Raw genomic sequence first — 16,444 nt, 5'->3', positions numbered from 1 at the left:
CATCGGCTGTGCTCCACGGTGACCTCGCGCGCGCTCGACGACGGTGAGCGGCAGCACCGGCGAGGCACGAGCCGCGACGAAGGAACGACGACGTGAGCCAACCTTCGTACCCGCCGAACCAGGGCGGCGACGCCCCTCAGCCGCCGCAGGCACCCGCCCCCTACGGCGGTCCGGCCGGCTACGGCCAGTACGCCCCTGTCGGTCCTCAGCCCATGACCTGGCGCACGATCCTGGCGTACGTGTTCAGCCCGGTCGCGGTCTTCTTCCTGCCGATCGTGTTCGGGGTGCTCGCCATCGTCTTCTCCGCGATCGCGGTCAAGCGGAACGAGAAGACGGCGAAGATCGCGCTCGGTGTCGCGATCGCATGCACGGCGCTCGGGTTCGTCCTCGGCGCGATCTCGGCCATGCACACCGTGAGCCAGCTGTACTGAGCCGCCTCTCCCAGGGTCGGCTCAACCGGCGCGGGCGAGGGCGATGCAGCCCAGCCCCAGGACGACGTCGAACAGCATGCAGGCCTCGGCCAGGGATCGCGGCACCACCGTCCCGCGGCGGTGGTGGACGGCGTCCCACAGGGCGTGGGACGCCAGGGTGAGGCCGGCGAGGACGACGCCTGCGAGCGGTTCGATGGCGAGGGCGACCACGGCGAGGCCGCCGAACGCGGCGAGCGCGGCGCCCTGGGCGAGGGTCGGGCGGGTCGCGCCGCGCGAGAGCCCGACGACGACGAGCGCCAGCGCGGTCACGCCGAGCCCGGCCCACCAGGGCACCTCGACGACCCTGCTGGCGACCACGACGAGCGAGACCCCGGGGATCGCGGCCCAGGCGACCCACGGCCGTCCCAGCGCGGCGGCGGCGAGGTAGCAGGACGCGGCTGCGGTGACGCCGATGGCGAGGGTGCTCCGGTCGGCCGCGCCGATCGCCAGGAGCAGCACCGCGACCCCGAGCCCGAGCGCGCCCGGCCACAGGTCCCGGAGGCCGTGCCCGGGGGCCGGGGTGGATGGTGCCTGCCGTGCCGTGGAGCGTTCGACGTCCCGCGTGCTCATCGTGTCCCTCTTCCTGCCAGGTGACGACGCCCTCTCGGTGGGGGAGGGTCGGCTGCGCTGTCGCAACCTCCTGACCGGACCAGGATTCTCCTGCGGTGCGGGTACTCCCAGGGGGTATGGTCGAACGTGTCCTGATCGTTGGTGCGGACGTCTCGGAGGCGGGGTGCGCTCATGGACGAACGACTGGTGGCGGTCGTCGGGTACGCCAATGCGGAGCTGCTCGACATCTCCAGCGTCACCTCCACGCTGACCGTGGCGAACCGGCTGGGCGCGTCCCCGCAGTACCGCGTCGTGCTCCTCACGCCCGCGGGCCGTCCCATCACGTGCGACTCCGGTCTGACCCTCGCCGGCCAGGGCTCGCTGCAGCGGTGGACCGAACCCGTGGACACCGTCGTCGTCACGGGGGGCCGCGGGCACGACGACGCGGGGGCAGACCCGCTGATCGTCGCGCACGTGCGTCGGCTCGCCGGTCTCAGCAGGCGTGTCGCCTCGGTGTGCACCGGCGCGACCGTCCTGGCAGCGACGGGTCTCCTGGACGGGCGCCGGGCCACCACGCACTGGCACTACGCCGACCAGCTCGCACGGGAGCACCCCGCGGTGCGCGTCGACCCCGCCCCGATCTACGTCCGCGACGGCAACCTCTACACGTCGGCCGGGGTGACGAGCGCTCTCGACCTCACGCTGGCCCTGGTCGAGGAGGACCACGGCCCCGAGCTCGCCCGTCTGGTCGCCCGCGTGCTCGTCACGTACCTGCAGCGTCCGGGCAACCAGGCGCAGATGAGCATGTTCACGGCGTCGGCCCCGGCGCGGGACTCCGCCGTCCGGGCGGTCGCCGAGCTCGTCACGACCCGGCTCGACGCCGACCTGAGCCTGCCGACGCTCGCCGCGCACGCCGGGATGAGCCCTCGCCAGCTCACCCGCGTCTTCGTACGGCACGCGGGCCGCACGCCCGCGCGGTACGTCCGCAGGGCCAGGGCCGAGGCCGCCGCCCACCTCCTCGCGTCGACGGACCGGACCGTCGCCGCCATCGCCCGGGACTGCGGGCTGGGCACCGCCGAGTCGCTGCGCCAGGCGTTCACGGCCGAGTACGGGCTGCCGCCCTCGCAGTACCGCGCGACGCACCGGCGCACGTCCTGACCGGGGGCACCCGTCAGTGGCCTGACGCCGCGCGGTTCACCCCGGGGTGGTCCGGGCCGGCACGGTCGCCGGTCGAGCCGGAGCCGCTCCCGCCAGGGCGGTCCGCGGCGTCGGACGCCGTGCCGCGGCGAGAGCGCTCGGCGTCTCGCCCGCGTAGCGGGCGACCGCGCGGGACAGGTGGCTCTGGTCGGCGTACCCGTGACGGGCGGCGATCTCGGCCAGGGGCCGTCGCCCGAGGTCGGCCGTCGCGCGCTCGAACCGGACGACGTCGGCCGCCTGCTTCGGCGTCAGGCCCACGTGCTCCCTGAACACGGTCGCGACGTACCGGTGGCTCCAGCCGGTCCGGGCGACGAGCGGGCCGATGCGTGCCTGCCCGCCGCTCGCCCGGATCCGCTGCCACATCCACTCGACCCACGGCGGCGCTCCCGGCTCTCGCGTCACCTGCCGCAGGAGCACGGACTCGACGAGGGCGAACCGTTCGCCCCACGTCGGCACGGACGCCAGCCGGTCGGTCAGAGTCTCGCCCAGGGCGGGGACGACGTCGTCCACCGCGACGACGCGCCGGGCCACCACTGCGCCGGGGACGCCCAGCACCCGGCGGACACCGAGCGGGGTGAGGTAGACCTGGACGCAGTCCTGTCCTCCGGCGAAGTGCGTGCTCGCGTGACCGGCCGAGAAGCCGGAGAAGAACGACCCGTAGGCCCGGCCGGCGCCGTCGCCGTCGGAGAGTGCGTCGATCGCGAGGCGGTCGCCGAAGGAGAGGACGAGCGGGAGCAGACTGCCCGCCGGCTGGCGGCGGCCCACGACGCCGGGCGCGCGCTCGGAGATCCCCACGACCCCCGCGACCAGTCCCGCCAGGGACGGCGCGACGGGGTGCCGGACGACCTCGATCCGGTGCGGACCCGTCATGGTCACCAGTGTCGCCGGTCAGATTCCTTCAAGCCAGCGTGGACCCGCGGGGTCGAGCATCGGTGGCATGCGCACCCTCACGATCATCGAGTTCCTCACCGTCGACGGCGTCATGCAGGGCCTCGGGTCGCCCGAGGAGGACACCGACGGCGGCTTCACCCACGGCGGCTGGGGTCTGCCGTACTCACGGGCGGTCCACGAGGTCGTCGCGGCCGAACCTGACCGCACGACGGCGTACCTGTTCGGCCGCCGCACCTACGAGAAGATGGCCGCGTACTGGCCGCACCAGCCCGACGACGACCCGATGGCGCTCAGGCTGAACCACACCCCGAAGTGCGTGGCGACACGCACCCTGTCCACCCTCGACTGGGCGGGGGCGCAGGTCCTCGGTGGCGAGCTCGGGCCGGCGGTCCGGGAGCTCAAGGCCGACGGCGAAGGCGACGTGGCCGTGCTCGGCAGCGGCCAGCTGGTGCACGAGCTCTTCTCGCTGGGCCTCGTCGACGAGCTCCGCCTCTTCGTCCACCCGCTCCTCCTCGGCACGGGGAAGCGGCTGTTCCGCGAGCTGCCCGCGCCCCGTTCGCTCCGGCTCACGGCGTCCGGGACGACGAGCCTCGGAACCGTGGCTCTCACCTACGACGTCGTCCGCGAGCCCTAGCCCAGCGCGCCCGAGGGGATGTCCGTGGCTCGACCCCAGGCGCCGACCACCCGTCCGTCGTCGGTCTCGAGCCGGAACGGCGCGAGGGGCAGGTTGCCGGCGCGTCGACGGGCGCGCAGCACCTCCAGCGCACCGTCGTCGCCGGCGGCGCCGAACGTCTCGCCCCGCTGCGCCCCGACGGCCGTCACGACGCGGTAGCTCGTCAGGCGGTCGTCGTCGTGGTCCACCTGGGCGGCGATCGCGGCGACCTCCTTCGCCACGTCGAGGCCCGGCAGCGCGTCCCACGTGCGGTCCGGGCCGGTGAGCGTCCAGTTTCCGGCGTCGTCGTGGCCGATGACGTACTCGCGCGCGCCGCTGTGGGCACGCCAGGTGCCGGGTTCGGTCGTGGTCCAGTCGAGGTCGGTCATCTATGGCTGTCTCGGTCGACGGTCGGCCCGGGGCGTCGAGAGCGAGCATCGTCCGGCGCTCCCCCCGCGGCTCACAGGAAGGCTACGCTGCCCGCGCCCTCCGCGGGAACGGGACCCGGACCGGACTCTGCGCGAGCGGGGTCACGCCGCCCCTCGTGCGTCCAGGACGAGCCGCGACGTCTCGAGGACCGTGGCGAAGGCGCGAGGGTCGTCCAAGGCGTGCGTGAGGACGATCGCGCCCTGGACGTCGGCGACGATCCGTAGTGCCTGGGCGTCGGGATGCGCGAGGTGAGCGGTGGTGAGCGCGGCGGTGAGCGCGGCGACCCACTCGGCGAAGTACCCGGCGACGGTGCTCCCGAACCGGTCGCGCGAGCCGCTCGACGCGAACGTCCCGGGGAGGCACGCACGCCGACCGGAGCGGAAGTAGGTCTCGACCTCGTCGAACATCGACCCGACGGCGGCGCGGGCGGCCTCGGGTGTCGTCGCGTCGCGGAGCGGGGCGAAGATCCGGTCGCGGAACCATGCGTCCACGTCGTCGAGGACGGCCTGGGCGATCTCCTGCTTCCCGCCCGGGAAGAAGTGGTAGAGGCTTCCTCTGCCCAGGCCGCTGGCCGCGGTCAGCAGCGCCAAGCTCGTGCCCTCGTAGCCGTGCTCCCGGAACACCTCGGCCAGTACGGGCACCACGCCCGCGCGGGACGTTCCGGGGGTTCCCGACGACGTCACAGGCCCAGCTCGCTCAGGCCGGGGTGGTCGTCCGGACGGGGCCCGAGCGGCCAGAGGAGGAGGCGCTCACCCTCGGTGATCGGCTGGTCGTTGATCGACGCGAGGCGACGGCGCATGAGGCCCTGCTCGTCGAACTCCCAGTTCTCGTTGCCGTGCGAGCGGACCCATGTCCCGTCGGTGCGACGGGACTCGTAGAGGAACCGCACCGCGATCCGATCGGCCCGGTGGGCCCAGACCTCCTTGACGAGGCGGTACTCCAGCTCACGCTCCCACTTGCGGGTCAGGAACGCGACGATCTGGTCCCGCCCGGTGACGAACTCGTCCCGGTTCCGCCAGCGGCTGTCGACCGTGTAGGCGAGCACGACGCGCTCGGGGTCACGGGTGTTCCAGGCGTTCTCGGCCGCGCGAGCCTTGAGGACGGCGGTCTCCGCGGTGAACGGCGGCACCGGGGGGCGGGTGGTCGGCGTCATGGTTTCCTCCTCGTGTACCGATCGGTACAGACGCTAGCAGGTTCGTCCCACTTTTGCTTGACGGGCGGCAAAAGTGGTCGATACGGTCGGGGCCGGTCGACGGCGACCTGTGCGCGCGCGTCGCCGTCCTGAGACGAGGGTGTGGATGGATGGCGACGACGACCAGCAGGACGCGCCGGGCGAGGTTCGACGGCGAGGCGCTGCGGCAGGACCTTCGGGCGGCGTGGAAGGACGCGACCGCGGCGCTGGTGCTGACGCTCGTGATCTTCGGGGTCCTCTACTGGCGCATCGCGAACGGGACGTCGGAGACGCTCGACGTGATGGAGTACCTCGCGGACGCGCCGACGTACTGGATGTACTGGCTGTGCCAGGCGTTCGGGTGGTCGGGCCTGCTGTGGGCCTGGATCACGGTGATGCTCGGGCTCGTGCGCTCGTCGCGGCGTCCGTCGTGGCTGCCGGTGTCCACGGCGCGGCTCGAGCGCTGGCACCGCACGACGAGCCTGACGACGGTCGGGTTGATGTTCGCGCACGCGTTCTGGTTCTTCGCCGAGCTCGTACGGGAGAACGCGGACGGGCTGTCGACCCCGGCTCTGCTGTGGAGCGCGTTCGTCGACGTGTTCGTGCCCGGCGGGTACGCCTCGGGGACCGGTCAGATCGCGATCCTGGTAGGTCTGCTGGCGCTGTACCTGTCGATCCCGCTCGGCCTGGCGTACTACGCGCGGCGGTGGATGGGCCCGCGGGTGTGGCAGGCGCTGCACGCGTCGATCATCGTGGTCTACGTCCTGAGCGTCTGGCACACGCTGCTCTACGGGACGAACGTCTGGTACGACGGCGCCTTCCGCACCACGGTCTGGTTGCTCCAGCTCCCGGTGGCGGGCCTGCTGCTCGTGCGGCTCCTCGCTCCGGCCCGCACCCCGGGGCGCTCCGCCGTCGACCGCGTCGGACGCTGGGTCGGCCGCGTTCTCGCCGCCGCGACCGTCGTGGCGCTCGTGCTGGTCGCGGCGACCGGCCGCGACGGCGGGCGCACCCTCGGCGTGGACGGCGCAGGCCTGAACGTCACTCAGGTGATGGTCTGGACGGGCCTTGCGGTCTTCGCCGTCGGTGTCGGCGTCGCCGTGGAGCGCGCGCACCGCCGCCCGCGCGCGGCGGACGGGCCGAAGCCTGTCCAGGAGCATGAGCTCGAGCCGGAGACCAGCTCGAGGTAGCCGACCGTCCGGTCATGCGCAGTCGACGCCCGCGTAGGGGGTCTCGACGACGACGGGCTGACCGTCGTCGTCCGTGACCGTCATGGTCGCCGTCCCCGCCTCGGCCGACGACGCGCGGGTGCTGAACGACTGGTACGCGTTCCGGCCCGCCTGGACGTCGGTGAACGTGCGCTCGCCTGCCGAGGTGCTGAGCGAGACGTCGACAGGAGCTTCGCCGAGGTTCTCCGCCCGGACCGCGACGTGCGCCGTCCCGCCCAGGCACCGCGCGTCGGCCTGGACGTTCACGGGCGGCAGCTCGCGGACGCGGACGTCGCGGTAGGAGACGACGTCCGGCGCGGAGCCGTGCGCCTGGAGCCCGATGAACCCGACGAGCCCGCGGCTGCTGGAGTCCGGGTCGAGCGGGCGGCCGGGGAACGGCACGCCGGGCAGGTTCTCGTACTCGTTGATGACGACGCCGTTGCGGATCACGGTGTAGTGCTGCCCGACGACGCGCACCTCCAGCTCGTTCCACGTCCCCTTGGGCGTGGGCATCGCGCGGTCGAGGCCGATGTCGGCGAACCCGTAGACGGAGCCGGTCTTGCGCGGGTCGTTCGACCCGCCCTCGGGGGAGTCGTTGACCTGGATCTCGTGCCCGCAGTTGACCGCGATCCACGACAGGTTGTTCGTCTCGTTGCCGTTGAACGTCGTCGGGCAGCCCTCGACCGGGCCCGAGAGGTCGGGGAAGCGGACCTGGACGCCGCTGTTGCCGCGCGTGTCACCGGGGGCGTCGTCGCGGAACTCGAGGACGAGCGAGAAGTCGCCGTACTGCTGCACCGGGTACCAGAGGGTGCCGAAGCCGCCGTCCTCGCCGACGCGGCTGCGGATCGTGCCGTCGTCGAGCAGGTCGAAGCCGCCGTCGCCCGCGTACTCCCACGCGTCGAACGACTCCTGGGTGCCGTCGAAGATCACCTCGTAGCCGTCGTCGGCCGGCGCCGGCAGTGCGTCGGGCACGACGGCGGCGGAGGGCGCGGCGAACCCGATCACGGCGACGAGCACCGTCGCCCCGGCCACGTGTCCGCGCCGTCCTCGGCGGCCGCGCGCGGGTCGGTGCGTGGGCGTTCGGGTGAGGGACATCGGAACTCCTTCGTTCGACGGGCCGTCCCTCCACCCTAGGCACGACCGCTGCGTGCCGCCAGGGCGCAGGAACGGTCACCGGCGAGTCGCGGGGGGACGCATCAAGGTCCCGAACGGATCGCGTCAGGGTTCCGTCAGGGCCCGTTCGGGTTCCGTCAACGCCCCGCGTCAGGGCGGTCGAGGCGGAGGTAGACCGGTGTCATGACCCTGACGACGCTGTTGCCTTCGCTCCGGCGGAGCGTGCCCGACCCGCTCGCACGACACCTCTGGCCCGCCGACACGACCGCGACGACGACCGACGCCGACCTCGGGCATGTGTCATCCGTGCCGTCCGAGCTCCGCCTGATCGGCCGGGCGTCGACGGCGGCCTCGGTGCCGGTCACTCTGGTGCCCGCTCCCACGACGTCCGAGGCCGGCACGGTCCGGCTCCCGGCCGACGTCCGCACCGGTGACCTGCTCGCGGTGCCGTGCACGGCGCCGACCTCGCTGGGAGACGTCCAGCCCGGCGACTCCCGGCTCGACCGCCATGAGGACCGCCGGAGCGCGCGATGACCCTTCTTCACACGGTGCTCTCGGCCCGGATGGCCGCGCTGCGGCACGCGACGGACCAGACCTGGCCGACCACCACGGCGTTCTCCGCGCACGACGTCCTCGTCGACGGGACGAGCCTGGCAGCACTCGCTCGTCGCAGCACGACCCCGGTGGTCTACCGCCCCGTGACCTCCGACCTCGGCAGGCTCGACCGGCTCTGGGGGGCGCAGGCGCGCAGCGTCGTCCTGGCACACGTCGAGGACGCGGTCCCGCGGCTCGCCGGCGCGGCGCGGCAGGTCTGGATCGACGCCGATCTGGACGCGTGCACCGCCGTGGTCGAGCAGGCGCGACTCGTCGGGAGGGTCTCGACGGCACCGGTACGGCGCTTCACGGTGCACCCCGCTCCGGGCCGGGCGGGGCGTCTCGCTCGGCTGCCCGGGGACGTGCACCGTGGCGACGTCCTCGCGATCCCCTGCCTCGGCGTCGTGCGGAGTGACGAGGTCCAGCGCTGACCCGACCACGACCTCGTCCTACGGCAGGCGTTCCTCCAGCAGGTCCGCCGCGGCCTGGGTACCGCCGAGCGATCGGAGCTCCGCGCCGAGCCGCGCCGCCGTCGCGCGGTAGGACGGGTCCGTCTCGACCGTCCGGTACGCGTCCCGGACCGCCGCGGCGCGCGGCGTGCCCGTGCGCAGGTTCACGCCTGCGCCGTGCCAGCCGATGCGCGCGGCGATCTCGGGCTTGTCGAGGTCCCCGCCGGCGACGACGAGCGGGACGTCGTGCCGCAGGGCCTGGAGCACGCCGCCGAAGCCGCCGTTCGTGATCATCACGGACGTGCGCGGCAGGAGCTGCGGGTAGGGGACCATCGGCGCGACGCGCGCGTTGGCGGGCAGCGGCCCGGGCAGCGGGTCGGTCCGGTGGCCCAGCCCGACGACGACCAGGACGTCCTCGTCCGCGAGCGCCTCGAGACTCGGCAGGATCAGGTCGTGCGGGTCGACGTTCGCGGTGCCCTGGGTCACGTGGACGACGGGCACCTCGGCGCGGACGACGTCGTCCCACCAGGTGGGGAGCGCGGCTGCGGCGGGCGTCGTCGCGGGCGCGTCCGCGATCTCCGTGTCGTCGGTGAGGTCCCCCACGAAGCGGATGTGGCCGGGAAGGTCGTCGCGCGGGTAGTCGAGGCCGGGTGACCCGGCGCCGACGACGAGGAACGGCGAATACCACATCGTCGCGAAGGTCGCGTGGTCCGGCGCGAGCCCGGCCTCGCGGCGCGTGCGCCGGTAGAGCCGGGTCAGCGCGGCGGTGCCCGCCCCGGAGGCGGCGCCGAGCAGGGCGTCCCGCGCCCGGCCCAGGATCCCCGTGCCCGGGGTGAGGCCGAGCCCGGTCGGTGGGATGCCCTTGCCGGGCAGCCAGACCGCGAGGGGCGAGACCGTCGCCCAGGGCGTGCGCAGGCGCTCGGCGGCGAACCGGGTGCCCAGCGCCATCGGGTCACCGGCGAGCAGGTCCCAGGGTTCGTCGTCGTGCAGGGCGAGCAGGTCGGTGGCCTGCGCCGGGGCGGTCCCGAGGAACAGGTCCTGGACGTTGACGAGCACCTGGCGGAACCCCTTGCGATCCCGTAGGCGCGGGAACGTGGCGGCGAGGTCGCGCTCGTCGAAGTCGGGCGCGGCGTCCCACGGGACGCCCCGTGCGCCGACGCCGTCGAACATCGCGACGTACGACCTGCCGGTATAGACCCGCACGTCGTGCCCACGGCGGACGAGCTCTGCGGCGACCGCGCGGATCGGCCGGGCGTGCCCGGCGAACGGCATCGCGGTCAGCATGATCGAGGCCATGCGGCGAGTATGGACCCGGTCGCACTCGCACCGCTCTGCACCGCCCGTCCGTGCGACGGCGAGACGCCGTCGCACGGTGCCGCTACCCTGCACGGGCACCCCTTCGCGCGACGAGAGGAGCCCTACCGATGTCCGGACCCCAGGAGCCCTACGCCCCGGTCGCCGCGGGGAGCGGCCCGGCGCACGAGAGCCTGGCCGCCGCCGTCCCGCTGCCGGGGTTCGAGAGGACGTACGAGATCCTCGACGCGGGCGAGGGCCCGCCGGTGCTGCTGTCCACGGGCAGCGTCGTGCTGCTGGTACGGCTCGGGGTCGACGACACGATCGAGCGCGAGCAGGTGGTGCCCACCGCGCAGGCCGTCGGGTTCGTCGTCACCGACCACGAGCTGGCGCAGGCGTGGGACGACCAGCCGGTCCCGAACCTGGTCGACCCGTCGGCGCCCTGAGCATGGTGACGGATCCGCCCGGGGGCGGCCGGCTGCTCGCCGTCGCGGGTCTCGTCGCCGCCGGGGGAGCGGTCGGCACGACGGCGCGCGCGCTGCTGGAGGGGGCGTTCGCGCCCGAGCCGGGGGCGTGGCCGTGGACGACCTTCGGGATCAACGTCGTCGGGTCGTTCGTGCTGGGCGTGCTGCTCCAGCGGCTCCTGCGCTCGGGCCCTGACCGTGGGTGGCGCCGAGGCGTCCGGCTCGGCTGCGGGACGGGCGTGCTCGGGGGCTTCACGACGTACTCCACGTTCGCCGTCGAGGTCGAGCGCCTCGCGACCGGCGGGCACGTCGTGCTCGGGGTGGCGTACGCGCTGGGCAGCGTCGCGCTCGGCGTCGCGGCGGCGTGCGGCGGGATCGCGCTCGCGGGGGCGGGCCGACGGCGCGGGGTCGCGCGGTCCGACGGCGGCGGTGAGGACGCGTGACGGCCCTCCCCGAGCTGCTCCTGACAGCGGTCGCGGGCGGGCTCGGCGCGGCGTCCCGGTTCCTGGTGGACACGCTCGTGGCGCGCCGGAGCCACGGGTCGATGCCGCTCGGCACCGTCGTCGTCAACGTCACGGCGTGCTTCCTGCTCGGCCTGCTCACGGGCTGGGGGATGGCCCACCCCGGGGCGGGCGACCTCGCGGCCGTGCTCGGCGTCGGGTTCCTCGGCGGGTACTCGACGTTCTCGACGGCGTCGGTCGAGGGCGCGCGCCTGCTGCTCGCCGGCCGGGGCGTCGTGGCGCTCGTCCACGCGCTCGGGATGCTCGTCCTGTGCCTGGCCGCCGCCGCCGTGGGGATCGCGGTCACGAGCGGCTGAGTGGACTCGACCGGGCGCCAACATGCAACCGGATGGTTGCACAATGCTAGAAGTCGTGCAATTCTGGAGTTGCACCTGTCCCCGGGCGCACCACCTACGGAGAGGAACGACCATGACCACCCTCAACGAGCCGGCCGTCGTCGACGACGAGACGTTCTCGGTGTCGCGGACCGTGACCATCGAGGCCCCGCCCGCACGTGTCTGGGCGGCGCTGACCGAGGAGGACCTCATCAGCGGGTGGTTCGGGCAGCGCACCGTCCTGCCCCACCTGCGCGTCGGCGGTGAGGGCGTCTTCAGCTTCGACGGCGCCCCGGACGTCCAGGTCCGGATCGAGGAGTACGACCCCACGACGGTGTTCGCCTTCCGCTGGGGCACCCCGGTCGGGGAGCCGATGGGTGACACGAACTCCACGGTCGCGCGCTTCACGCTCGCCTCCGAGGGCAGCGCCACGGTGCTGCGCGTCGTCGAGACCGGCTTCGACCTGGTCGAGGACACCGCGGGGATGCTCGAGAGCCACCAGCAGGGGTGGACGAGCGAGCTCGACGAGCTCGTGGTGTTCCTCGAGGGAGCGCTGGCGACCGAGGGAGGGCACGCGTGAGCAGTCCCTCGACGGAGCTCGCGCCCGTGTTCTCGGCCCTCGCCGACGACACGCGGTGGTGGATCCTCCAGGAGCTCGGCCGCGCGGACCTCTCGGCGTCGGCGCTCGCGGAGATCCTTCCCGTGAGCCGGCAGGCGATCGCCAAGCACCTGACGGTGCTCGCGGACGTCGAGCTGGTCGAGGCGGTGCGGGTGGGCCGGGAGGTGCGCTACCGCGCCGTCGGCTCCCGACTGAGCGAGACCGCCCGCGCGCTCGAGTCCATCGGCGCCGCGTGGGACCGCAGGCTGGCCGCCATCAAGCGCATCGCCGAGTTCTGACGGGCCGCGCGCTGGGCTCGTGCGTCCGGGAGCCCCGGGTCACGAGCCCGGCGGGGGCACCGGGGTCGTGACGAGCGCCGTCGCGACGGCGTGGAGGTTGTGGGCCATGAGCCGCCCGGTGTCGCGCGCCCACTCGTGCCCGTGCCCGGTCTGCACGTAGTCCGGGCCGGGCCCGGGGCCCTGGTTCCAGTACGTCCAGCCCTGGCCGGGGATCGTGTACCCGATGTCGGCGAGCGCCCCGCTGATCTCCGAGATGACGTGGTGCGCGCCGTCCTCGTTGCCCGTGACGACGATGCCCGCGACCCGGTTGTAGGCGACCGGCGCGCCGTCGGGCCCTTCCTCCGAGATCATCGCGTCCATGCGCTCGAGCATGCGCTGCGCCATCGACGACGGCCGCCCCAGCCAGGTCGGGGCGAGCACGACGAGGATCTGCGCGTCGAGGAGCCGCTCGTGCACGCTCGGCCACTCGTCCCCGTCGCCCAGGTCGGTCACCACCCCCGGCGGCACGTCCAGGTCGACGAGCCGCACGTGCTCGACCTCCACGCCGCGGTCCTGCAGCGCCTCGGCCACGACCCGGCCGAGCGCCTCGGTGTTGGACGGCTCCGGGGACTTCTTGAGCGTGCAGCTCACGAACAGCGCCTTCATCGGTTCCTCCCGTGACGCCCGGGCGCGTGTCGCACGACCCGGGGGCGGCCGACGGCGGGTGGTCGCCGTCCCCGCCAGCCTCACCGGGCGCCGTCGCGCTCGCACGGTGGGGGACACCGTCCGGCTGTGCCGAGTGATGCACCTGCGTTCGAGTGATGACCTCTGCGTGCATCACTCGGCCCGACGTGCATCACTCGCCGAACGGAACCTTCAGGGCAGGGCGGCGTCCTCGCGCCGGAAGCCCTCGGCGAGCCGCACCTCGCCCTGCCCGACGGCGGCGACGTCCTCCCACGGCACGAGGTACGTCCCGCGGTGGCGTCGTCGCACGAGCTGCGGGACCGGCCACGGTGCCGTCACCCCGGTGCGCTCGTACCCGTGCAACGACCCGCCGTGGCGGGGGCTGACGAGGATCCCGACGACGCCCGCCCGCCCGACGGGGTCGCGTCGCCGGACGAGCGCGGCCAGGGCGGGTTCGTCGGCGGTCTCGGCGGAGTCGCGCCGGTCACCGTCGTCGCCGCCTCCCCGGCCGCGGTCGTCGGTGTCGTCCGGGTCGTCCCCCGGCAGGACCTCGAGCTCGAGGCGCACGTCGACGACGAAGCCGAGCGCCGCGCCGTCGGGCCCGAGCACGCGCGCGTCGAGGAGGTCGCCGAGGATCATCCGTCGCCCTCCGGGTCGTGGCCGCCGCCGGGGATGCGCCCGACCACGTGCTCGCGCACCCACTCCTCGGGCCAGTGCAGGTCGAGGTCGTCCGCGCGGACCGTCAGCTCGACGACCGTGCCGACGTACCCGACGTGCGACCACCGCACCCGTTCCCAGCGGGACGCGGGCGGCCGGCCGCCGAGGATGCGCGTGACCAGCACCGGTCCGGTGAGGAGCGCGCCGACCTCGGCGGGCTCGCCGGGCACGACGTCGCGCGGTCCGTCGTCGGACGCGTCGGGGGACCGGTCCGTGGCGTCCGACGCGACGAGCTCGAGGTCGTCGATGGTGGTCACGGGCTCGCCGTCGGCGTCGAGGACCTGGCGGCTGAGCAGGTGCAGCCGGGCGTCGACGATGCGTCGGCCGGGCCCGGCGCCGCGGTCCGGTGTCGTCATGATCCTGCTCCCGTCGCGATCATCAGGGGGATCGCCGCGACCGCCGCGACGACCACGATCACCAGGTACACCGTGCCGAGCGCGTTCATCACGCGCCCGTTGACGTGCTCGCCCATGTACTCCGGGTCGTTCGCGACGAGGAGGATCGGGACGTACGTGAGCGGCAGCGCGACCGCGGAGAACACGACCGACATCTCCGTGACCGCGATCGGGTCGACGCTCGTCATGAGGATGCCCACGGCGAGCAGCAGGGCGACGATCATCGTCAGGTGGAACCGCGCGGCGCGCGCCGGGCGGCGGAACTTCCCCCACGACCACCCGAGGTACTGCGCGAGCGTGTACCCGCCCGACAGTGCGGTCTCGAGCGCGGCGCCGAACGTCGCGGCGACGATCCCGAGGATGACGAGGGCGAGCAGGAGCGTCCCGCCCGCCTCGGCGACGGGCAGCACGATCTGCGACAGCGACGACACCTCGATCCCCGCGGGCATCAGGACGACCGCCGCGCACGCCGCGATCGCGACGGACAGCAGCCCGCCGAGAGGGAACCCCACGAGGACGTTCGCCCGGTTCTGCGCGAGGTCCTTCGCCGTCCACCTCTCCTCGACCGCGCCGGAGGAGAAGAAGTACACCTCGTACGGCGTCATGGCGGCGCCGAACAGCGCGACGGCGTAGTACCAGTACGTCGCGACGTGCTCCGTCGCGGGCGGCGACGGCGGCACCGCCTGCCGCAGGAGCTCACCCCAGTCCGGCCCGAGCAGGAACAGCGCGACGCCGAACCCCACGAGCAGCAGCCCCATCAGGCCGGTGACGTTCTCCATGACCTCGAACTTCACGCGCCACAGCACGAGCCAGACGGCGAGCGCGGCCACGGGGATCCACAGGCGCGGCTCGACGCTGCTCGCGAGGTGCAGCGCGAGCGCGATACCGCCGACCTCGGCCGTGAGGGTGAGCAGGTTGATCGCGAACGACGCCACGAGGTTCGCACCCGCGGTGCGCGGGCCGAGGCGCTCGCGGATGATCTCGAAGGTCGCGCGCCCGCTCACCGCGGCGACCCGGCCGGACATGGAGGCGAACAGGCAGATGCCGATCACCCCCACGACCACGACCCACACGAGCGACATCCCGAACCGCGACCCGACGACGGCGTTCGTCACCAGGTCGCCGATGTCGACGAACCCGCCGATCGCCGTGAGGATGCCGAGCGCGACCCCGGCGACGTTCTTCACGCGCCACCGGCCAGGGCCAGGACGGTGTCCACGTCGTCCGCGACCCGGGCGAGGTCGGCGTCGAGCTCGGAGGCCGTGAGCGGGACCTCGCCGGCGGCCGAGAGGTCGCCACCGGCTTCCCGGGCCACCCAGGCACGGGCGCCGACGACCTCGCGCGTCGCGTCCGCCACGGCGACCAGGCCGGCGTCGCGCTGGGCGGAGGAGACGTCGTCGGGCGGGACGAGGGTCGTGAGCGCGGTCGTGGACTCCTCGAGGACGCGGACCTGGTCCAGCACCGCGGCGTCGGCGACGGGCGTAGAGACGCGGTCGTCGTCGAGGAGGCGCACGGTGAGCCGCGTCGTCGCGACGGCGGACCCCGCCTGGGCGAGCGCGTCGGCGACGGCGGCCGTCGCCTGGCCGGGCTCCTGGCGGCTCGCGACCGTGCAGCCGGACGTCGCCCCCAGGGCCAGCGCGACGGCGAGGGCCGCAGCGATCCGGCTCGTCCCTGTGCGTCGTCCCACGTCAGCGATGGTCTCGCCGGAAGCGCTGCCCCGCACGCCGACGCCGCGTCCGATCACCGCCAGACGTCGCGCCGGTCCGTGGCGAGGCTGGTCCCATGACCACCACCTCGACCCGATCGGCCCCGTCGCACGTCGTCGTCGACCCCGGGATCCTGTACTTCGGCACGCCCGTCGCGCTGCTCAGCACCGTGGACACCGACGGCCACGCGAACCTCGCGCCGATGTCGTCCGTCTTCTGGCTCGGTAGGACCGCGGTCCTCGGCCTGGGGGCTCGCTCTCAGACGGCGCTCAACCTCCTCGCGACGGGCGAGGTCGTCGTGAACCTGCCGTCGACGGCCGAGGTCGACGCGGTCGACCGGCTCGCGCTGACGACCGGCAGGAACCCGGTCTCGGAGCGGAAGGCCGCCGTGGGGTACCGGTACGAGCCGGACAAGTTCGCACGTGCCGGGCTCACGCCCGTGCCCTCCGACACGGTGACGCCGCCCCGCGCCGCCGAGTGCCCCGTCGCCGTCGAGGCGCGCCTCGTGCACGCGCACCCGCTCGGGCGCGACGACGCCGCGCGCGCCGGGTCGCTCGTCGCCTTCGAGGTCCGCGTGACGCGCGTGCACGTGCACGAGGACGCCCGCGTGCCCGGGACGGAGCACCGCATCGACCCCGACCGCTGGCGCCCGCTCATGATGAGCTTCCAACGGTTCTACGGCCTCGGCCCCGAGGCCCATCCCTCGCGTCTCGCGACGATCGACGAGGACTGGTACCGCTGACGGCCGTCAGGC

The 16,444-nt window shown here is 73.9% G+C and carries 24 protein-coding genes; 12 read left to right on the top strand and 12 right to left on the bottom strand.

Annotation, left to right across the window (positions count from 1 at the left end):
* Nucleotides 1-92: 92 nt before the first annotated feature.
* A complete protein-coding gene (locus AC4H2H_RS01710; protein WP_494369087.1) occupies nucleotides 93-431 on the top strand; it encodes a hypothetical protein in 339 nt (112 codons plus the stop codon).
* Nucleotides 432-452: 21 nt separating this feature from the next.
* On the opposite strand, the gene AC4H2H_RS01705 is transcribed toward AC4H2H_RS01710, so the two are convergent.
* Nucleotides 453-1,040 (bottom strand): hypothetical protein, encoded by a 588-nt coding sequence (locus tag AC4H2H_RS01705; RefSeq protein WP_494369086.1) that lies wholly within the window; start codon nucleotides 1,038-1,040, stop codon nucleotides 453-455.
* Between the two features lie 171 nt (nucleotides 1,041-1,211).
* Between AC4H2H_RS01705 and AC4H2H_RS01700 the strand changes: the two genes are divergently transcribed.
* Nucleotides 1,212-2,177: a GlxA family transcriptional regulator gene (locus AC4H2H_RS01700; RefSeq protein ID WP_494369085.1), complete on the top strand. Its 966-nt coding sequence runs from the start codon at nucleotides 1,212-1,214 to the stop codon at nucleotides 2,175-2,177.
* A gap of 36 nt (nucleotides 2,178-2,213) precedes the next feature.
* On the opposite strand, the gene AC4H2H_RS01695 is transcribed toward AC4H2H_RS01700, so the two are convergent.
* Nucleotides 2,214-3,086 (bottom strand): helix-turn-helix domain-containing protein, encoded by an 873-nt coding sequence (locus AC4H2H_RS01695; RefSeq protein ID WP_494369084.1) that lies wholly within the window; start codon nucleotides 3,084-3,086, stop codon nucleotides 2,214-2,216.
* A 67-nt stretch (nucleotides 3,087-3,153) separates the two neighbouring features.
* Here AC4H2H_RS01695 and AC4H2H_RS01690 point away from each other — a divergent pair, with 67 nt between their 5' ends.
* The gene (locus tag AC4H2H_RS01690; RefSeq protein ID WP_494369083.1) at nucleotides 3,154-3,741 is read left to right on the top strand and encodes a dihydrofolate reductase family protein; all 588 of its coding nucleotides are present in this window, start codon (nucleotides 3,154-3,156) and stop codon (nucleotides 3,739-3,741) included.
* Here AC4H2H_RS01690 and AC4H2H_RS01685 read toward each other — a convergent pair.
* The 3 genes from AC4H2H_RS01685 to AC4H2H_RS01675 all read right to left on the bottom strand — a co-directional run bounded on the left by AC4H2H_RS01685 (nucleotide 3,738) and on the right by AC4H2H_RS01675 (nucleotide 5,341).
* Nucleotides 3,738-4,148: a hypothetical protein gene (locus AC4H2H_RS01685; RefSeq protein ID WP_494369082.1), complete on the bottom strand. Its 411-nt coding sequence runs from the start codon at nucleotides 4,146-4,148 to the stop codon at nucleotides 3,738-3,740. The two genes, AC4H2H_RS01690 and AC4H2H_RS01685, sit on opposite strands and share 4 nt — an antisense overlap.
* Nucleotides 4,149-4,289: 141 nt before the next feature.
* Nucleotides 4,290-4,832, bottom strand: a complete 543-nt coding sequence (locus AC4H2H_RS01680; protein ID WP_494369081.1) for a TetR/AcrR family transcriptional regulator — start codon at nucleotides 4,830-4,832, stop codon at nucleotides 4,290-4,292.
* A gap of 35 nt (nucleotides 4,833-4,867) precedes the next feature.
* Entirely contained in the window at nucleotides 4,868-5,341 is a 474-nt protein-coding gene (locus AC4H2H_RS01675) for a nuclear transport factor 2 family protein (RefSeq protein ID WP_494369080.1), read from the bottom strand.
* 149 nt (nucleotides 5,342-5,490) lie between these two features.
* Between AC4H2H_RS01675 and AC4H2H_RS01670 the strand changes: the two genes are divergently transcribed.
* On the top strand, nucleotides 5,491-6,546 hold the full coding sequence (locus tag AC4H2H_RS01670; protein ID WP_494369079.1) for a ferric reductase-like transmembrane domain-containing protein: 1,056 nt from the start codon (nucleotides 5,491-5,493) through the stop codon (nucleotides 6,544-6,546).
* Nucleotides 6,547-6,558: 12 nt separating this feature from the next.
* On the opposite strand, the gene AC4H2H_RS01665 is transcribed toward AC4H2H_RS01670, so the two are convergent.
* Nucleotides 6,559-7,659, bottom strand: coding sequence for a 3-keto-disaccharide hydrolase (locus AC4H2H_RS01665; RefSeq protein ID WP_494369078.1), 1,101 nt, complete (start codon nucleotides 7,657-7,659; stop codon nucleotides 6,559-6,561).
* 201 nt (nucleotides 7,660-7,860) lie between these two features.
* On the opposite strand from AC4H2H_RS01665, the gene AC4H2H_RS01660 reads away from it, so the two are divergent.
* Nucleotides 7,861-8,211: a hypothetical protein gene (locus AC4H2H_RS01660; RefSeq protein ID WP_494369077.1), complete on the top strand. Its 351-nt coding sequence runs from the start codon at nucleotides 7,861-7,863 to the stop codon at nucleotides 8,209-8,211.
* Nucleotides 8,208-8,702: a hypothetical protein gene (locus tag AC4H2H_RS01655; RefSeq protein WP_494369076.1), complete on the top strand. Its 495-nt coding sequence runs from the start codon at nucleotides 8,208-8,210 to the stop codon at nucleotides 8,700-8,702. Before AC4H2H_RS01660 ends, AC4H2H_RS01655 begins: the two co-directional genes overlap by 4 nt.
* A gap of 18 nt (nucleotides 8,703-8,720) precedes the next feature.
* On the opposite strand, the gene AC4H2H_RS01650 is transcribed toward AC4H2H_RS01655, so the two are convergent.
* Nucleotides 8,721-10,016: a glycosyltransferase gene (locus AC4H2H_RS01650; protein WP_494369075.1), complete on the bottom strand. Its 1,296-nt coding sequence runs from the start codon at nucleotides 10,014-10,016 to the stop codon at nucleotides 8,721-8,723.
* A 128-nt stretch (nucleotides 10,017-10,144) separates the two neighbouring features.
* Between AC4H2H_RS01650 and AC4H2H_RS01645 the strand changes: the two genes are divergently transcribed.
* The 5 genes from AC4H2H_RS01645 (at nucleotide 10,145) to AC4H2H_RS01625 (ending at nucleotide 12,209) form a co-directional block, all read left to right on the top strand.
* Nucleotides 10,145-10,459 carry a hypothetical protein gene (locus AC4H2H_RS01645; protein WP_494369074.1) on the top strand — a complete coding sequence of 105 codons (315 nt, stop codon included), beginning with the start codon at nucleotides 10,145-10,147 and terminating at the stop codon, nucleotides 10,457-10,459.
* A 2-nt stretch (nucleotides 10,460-10,461) separates the two neighbouring features.
* On the top strand, nucleotides 10,462-10,920 hold the full coding sequence (locus AC4H2H_RS01640; RefSeq protein WP_494369073.1) for a fluoride efflux transporter FluC: 459 nt from the start codon (nucleotides 10,462-10,464) through the stop codon (nucleotides 10,918-10,920).
* The gene (locus AC4H2H_RS01635) at nucleotides 10,917-11,294 is read left to right on the top strand and encodes a fluoride efflux transporter FluC (RefSeq protein WP_494369072.1); all 378 of its coding nucleotides are present in this window, start codon (nucleotides 10,917-10,919) and stop codon (nucleotides 11,292-11,294) included. Before AC4H2H_RS01640 ends, AC4H2H_RS01635 begins: the two co-directional genes overlap by 4 nt.
* 112 nt (nucleotides 11,295-11,406) lie before the next feature.
* The gene (locus AC4H2H_RS01630) at nucleotides 11,407-11,892 is read left to right on the top strand and encodes an SRPBCC domain-containing protein (protein WP_494369071.1); all 486 of its coding nucleotides are present in this window, start codon (nucleotides 11,407-11,409) and stop codon (nucleotides 11,890-11,892) included.
* Nucleotides 11,889-12,209 carry an ArsR/SmtB family transcription factor gene (locus tag AC4H2H_RS01625; RefSeq protein WP_494369070.1) on the top strand — a complete coding sequence of 107 codons (321 nt, stop codon included), beginning with the start codon at nucleotides 11,889-11,891 and terminating at the stop codon, nucleotides 12,207-12,209. Before AC4H2H_RS01630 ends, AC4H2H_RS01625 begins: the two co-directional genes overlap by 4 nt.
* 39 nt (nucleotides 12,210-12,248) lie before the next feature.
* Here AC4H2H_RS01625 and AC4H2H_RS01620 read toward each other — a convergent pair whose 3' ends face one another.
* The 5 genes from AC4H2H_RS01620 to AC4H2H_RS01600 all read right to left on the bottom strand — a co-directional run bounded on the left by AC4H2H_RS01620 (nucleotide 12,249) and on the right by AC4H2H_RS01600 (nucleotide 15,671).
* Complete coding sequence (locus AC4H2H_RS01620; RefSeq protein ID WP_494369069.1) at nucleotides 12,249-12,854, bottom strand: flavodoxin family protein; 606 nt, start codon at nucleotides 12,852-12,854, stop codon at nucleotides 12,249-12,251.
* Between the two features lie 210 nt (nucleotides 12,855-13,064).
* Nucleotides 13,065-13,511, bottom strand: coding sequence for a PRC-barrel domain-containing protein (locus AC4H2H_RS01615; RefSeq protein ID WP_494369068.1), 447 nt, complete (start codon nucleotides 13,509-13,511; stop codon nucleotides 13,065-13,067).
* Nucleotides 13,508-13,945, bottom strand: coding sequence for a hypothetical protein (locus AC4H2H_RS01610; protein ID WP_494369067.1), 438 nt, complete (start codon nucleotides 13,943-13,945; stop codon nucleotides 13,508-13,510). Before AC4H2H_RS01610 ends, AC4H2H_RS01615 begins: the two co-directional genes overlap by 4 nt.
* On the bottom strand, nucleotides 13,942-15,171 hold the full coding sequence (locus AC4H2H_RS01605; RefSeq protein WP_494369066.1) for an NRAMP family divalent metal transporter: 1,230 nt from the start codon (nucleotides 15,169-15,171) through the stop codon (nucleotides 13,942-13,944). The genes AC4H2H_RS01610 and AC4H2H_RS01605 overlap by 4 nt, the downstream gene beginning before the upstream one ends.
* The gene (locus AC4H2H_RS01600) at nucleotides 15,168-15,671 is read right to left on the bottom strand and encodes a hypothetical protein (RefSeq protein WP_494369065.1); all 504 of its coding nucleotides are present in this window, start codon (nucleotides 15,669-15,671) and stop codon (nucleotides 15,168-15,170) included. The genes AC4H2H_RS01605 and AC4H2H_RS01600 overlap by 4 nt, the downstream gene beginning before the upstream one ends.
* 95 nt (nucleotides 15,672-15,766) lie before the next feature.
* Between AC4H2H_RS01600 and AC4H2H_RS01595 the strand changes: the two genes are divergently transcribed.
* On the top strand, nucleotides 15,767-16,432 hold the full coding sequence (locus tag AC4H2H_RS01595) for a flavin reductase family protein (protein WP_494369064.1): 666 nt from the start codon (nucleotides 15,767-15,769) through the stop codon (nucleotides 16,430-16,432).
* Nucleotides 16,433-16,444: the final 12 nt, after the last annotated feature.

The sequence above is a fragment of the Cellulosimicrobium sp. BMG9.22 genome, from assembly GCF_059159975.1.
Note: the sequence above shows the minus strand (reverse complement) of the source record. Positions and strands in the feature narration are given on the sequence as shown.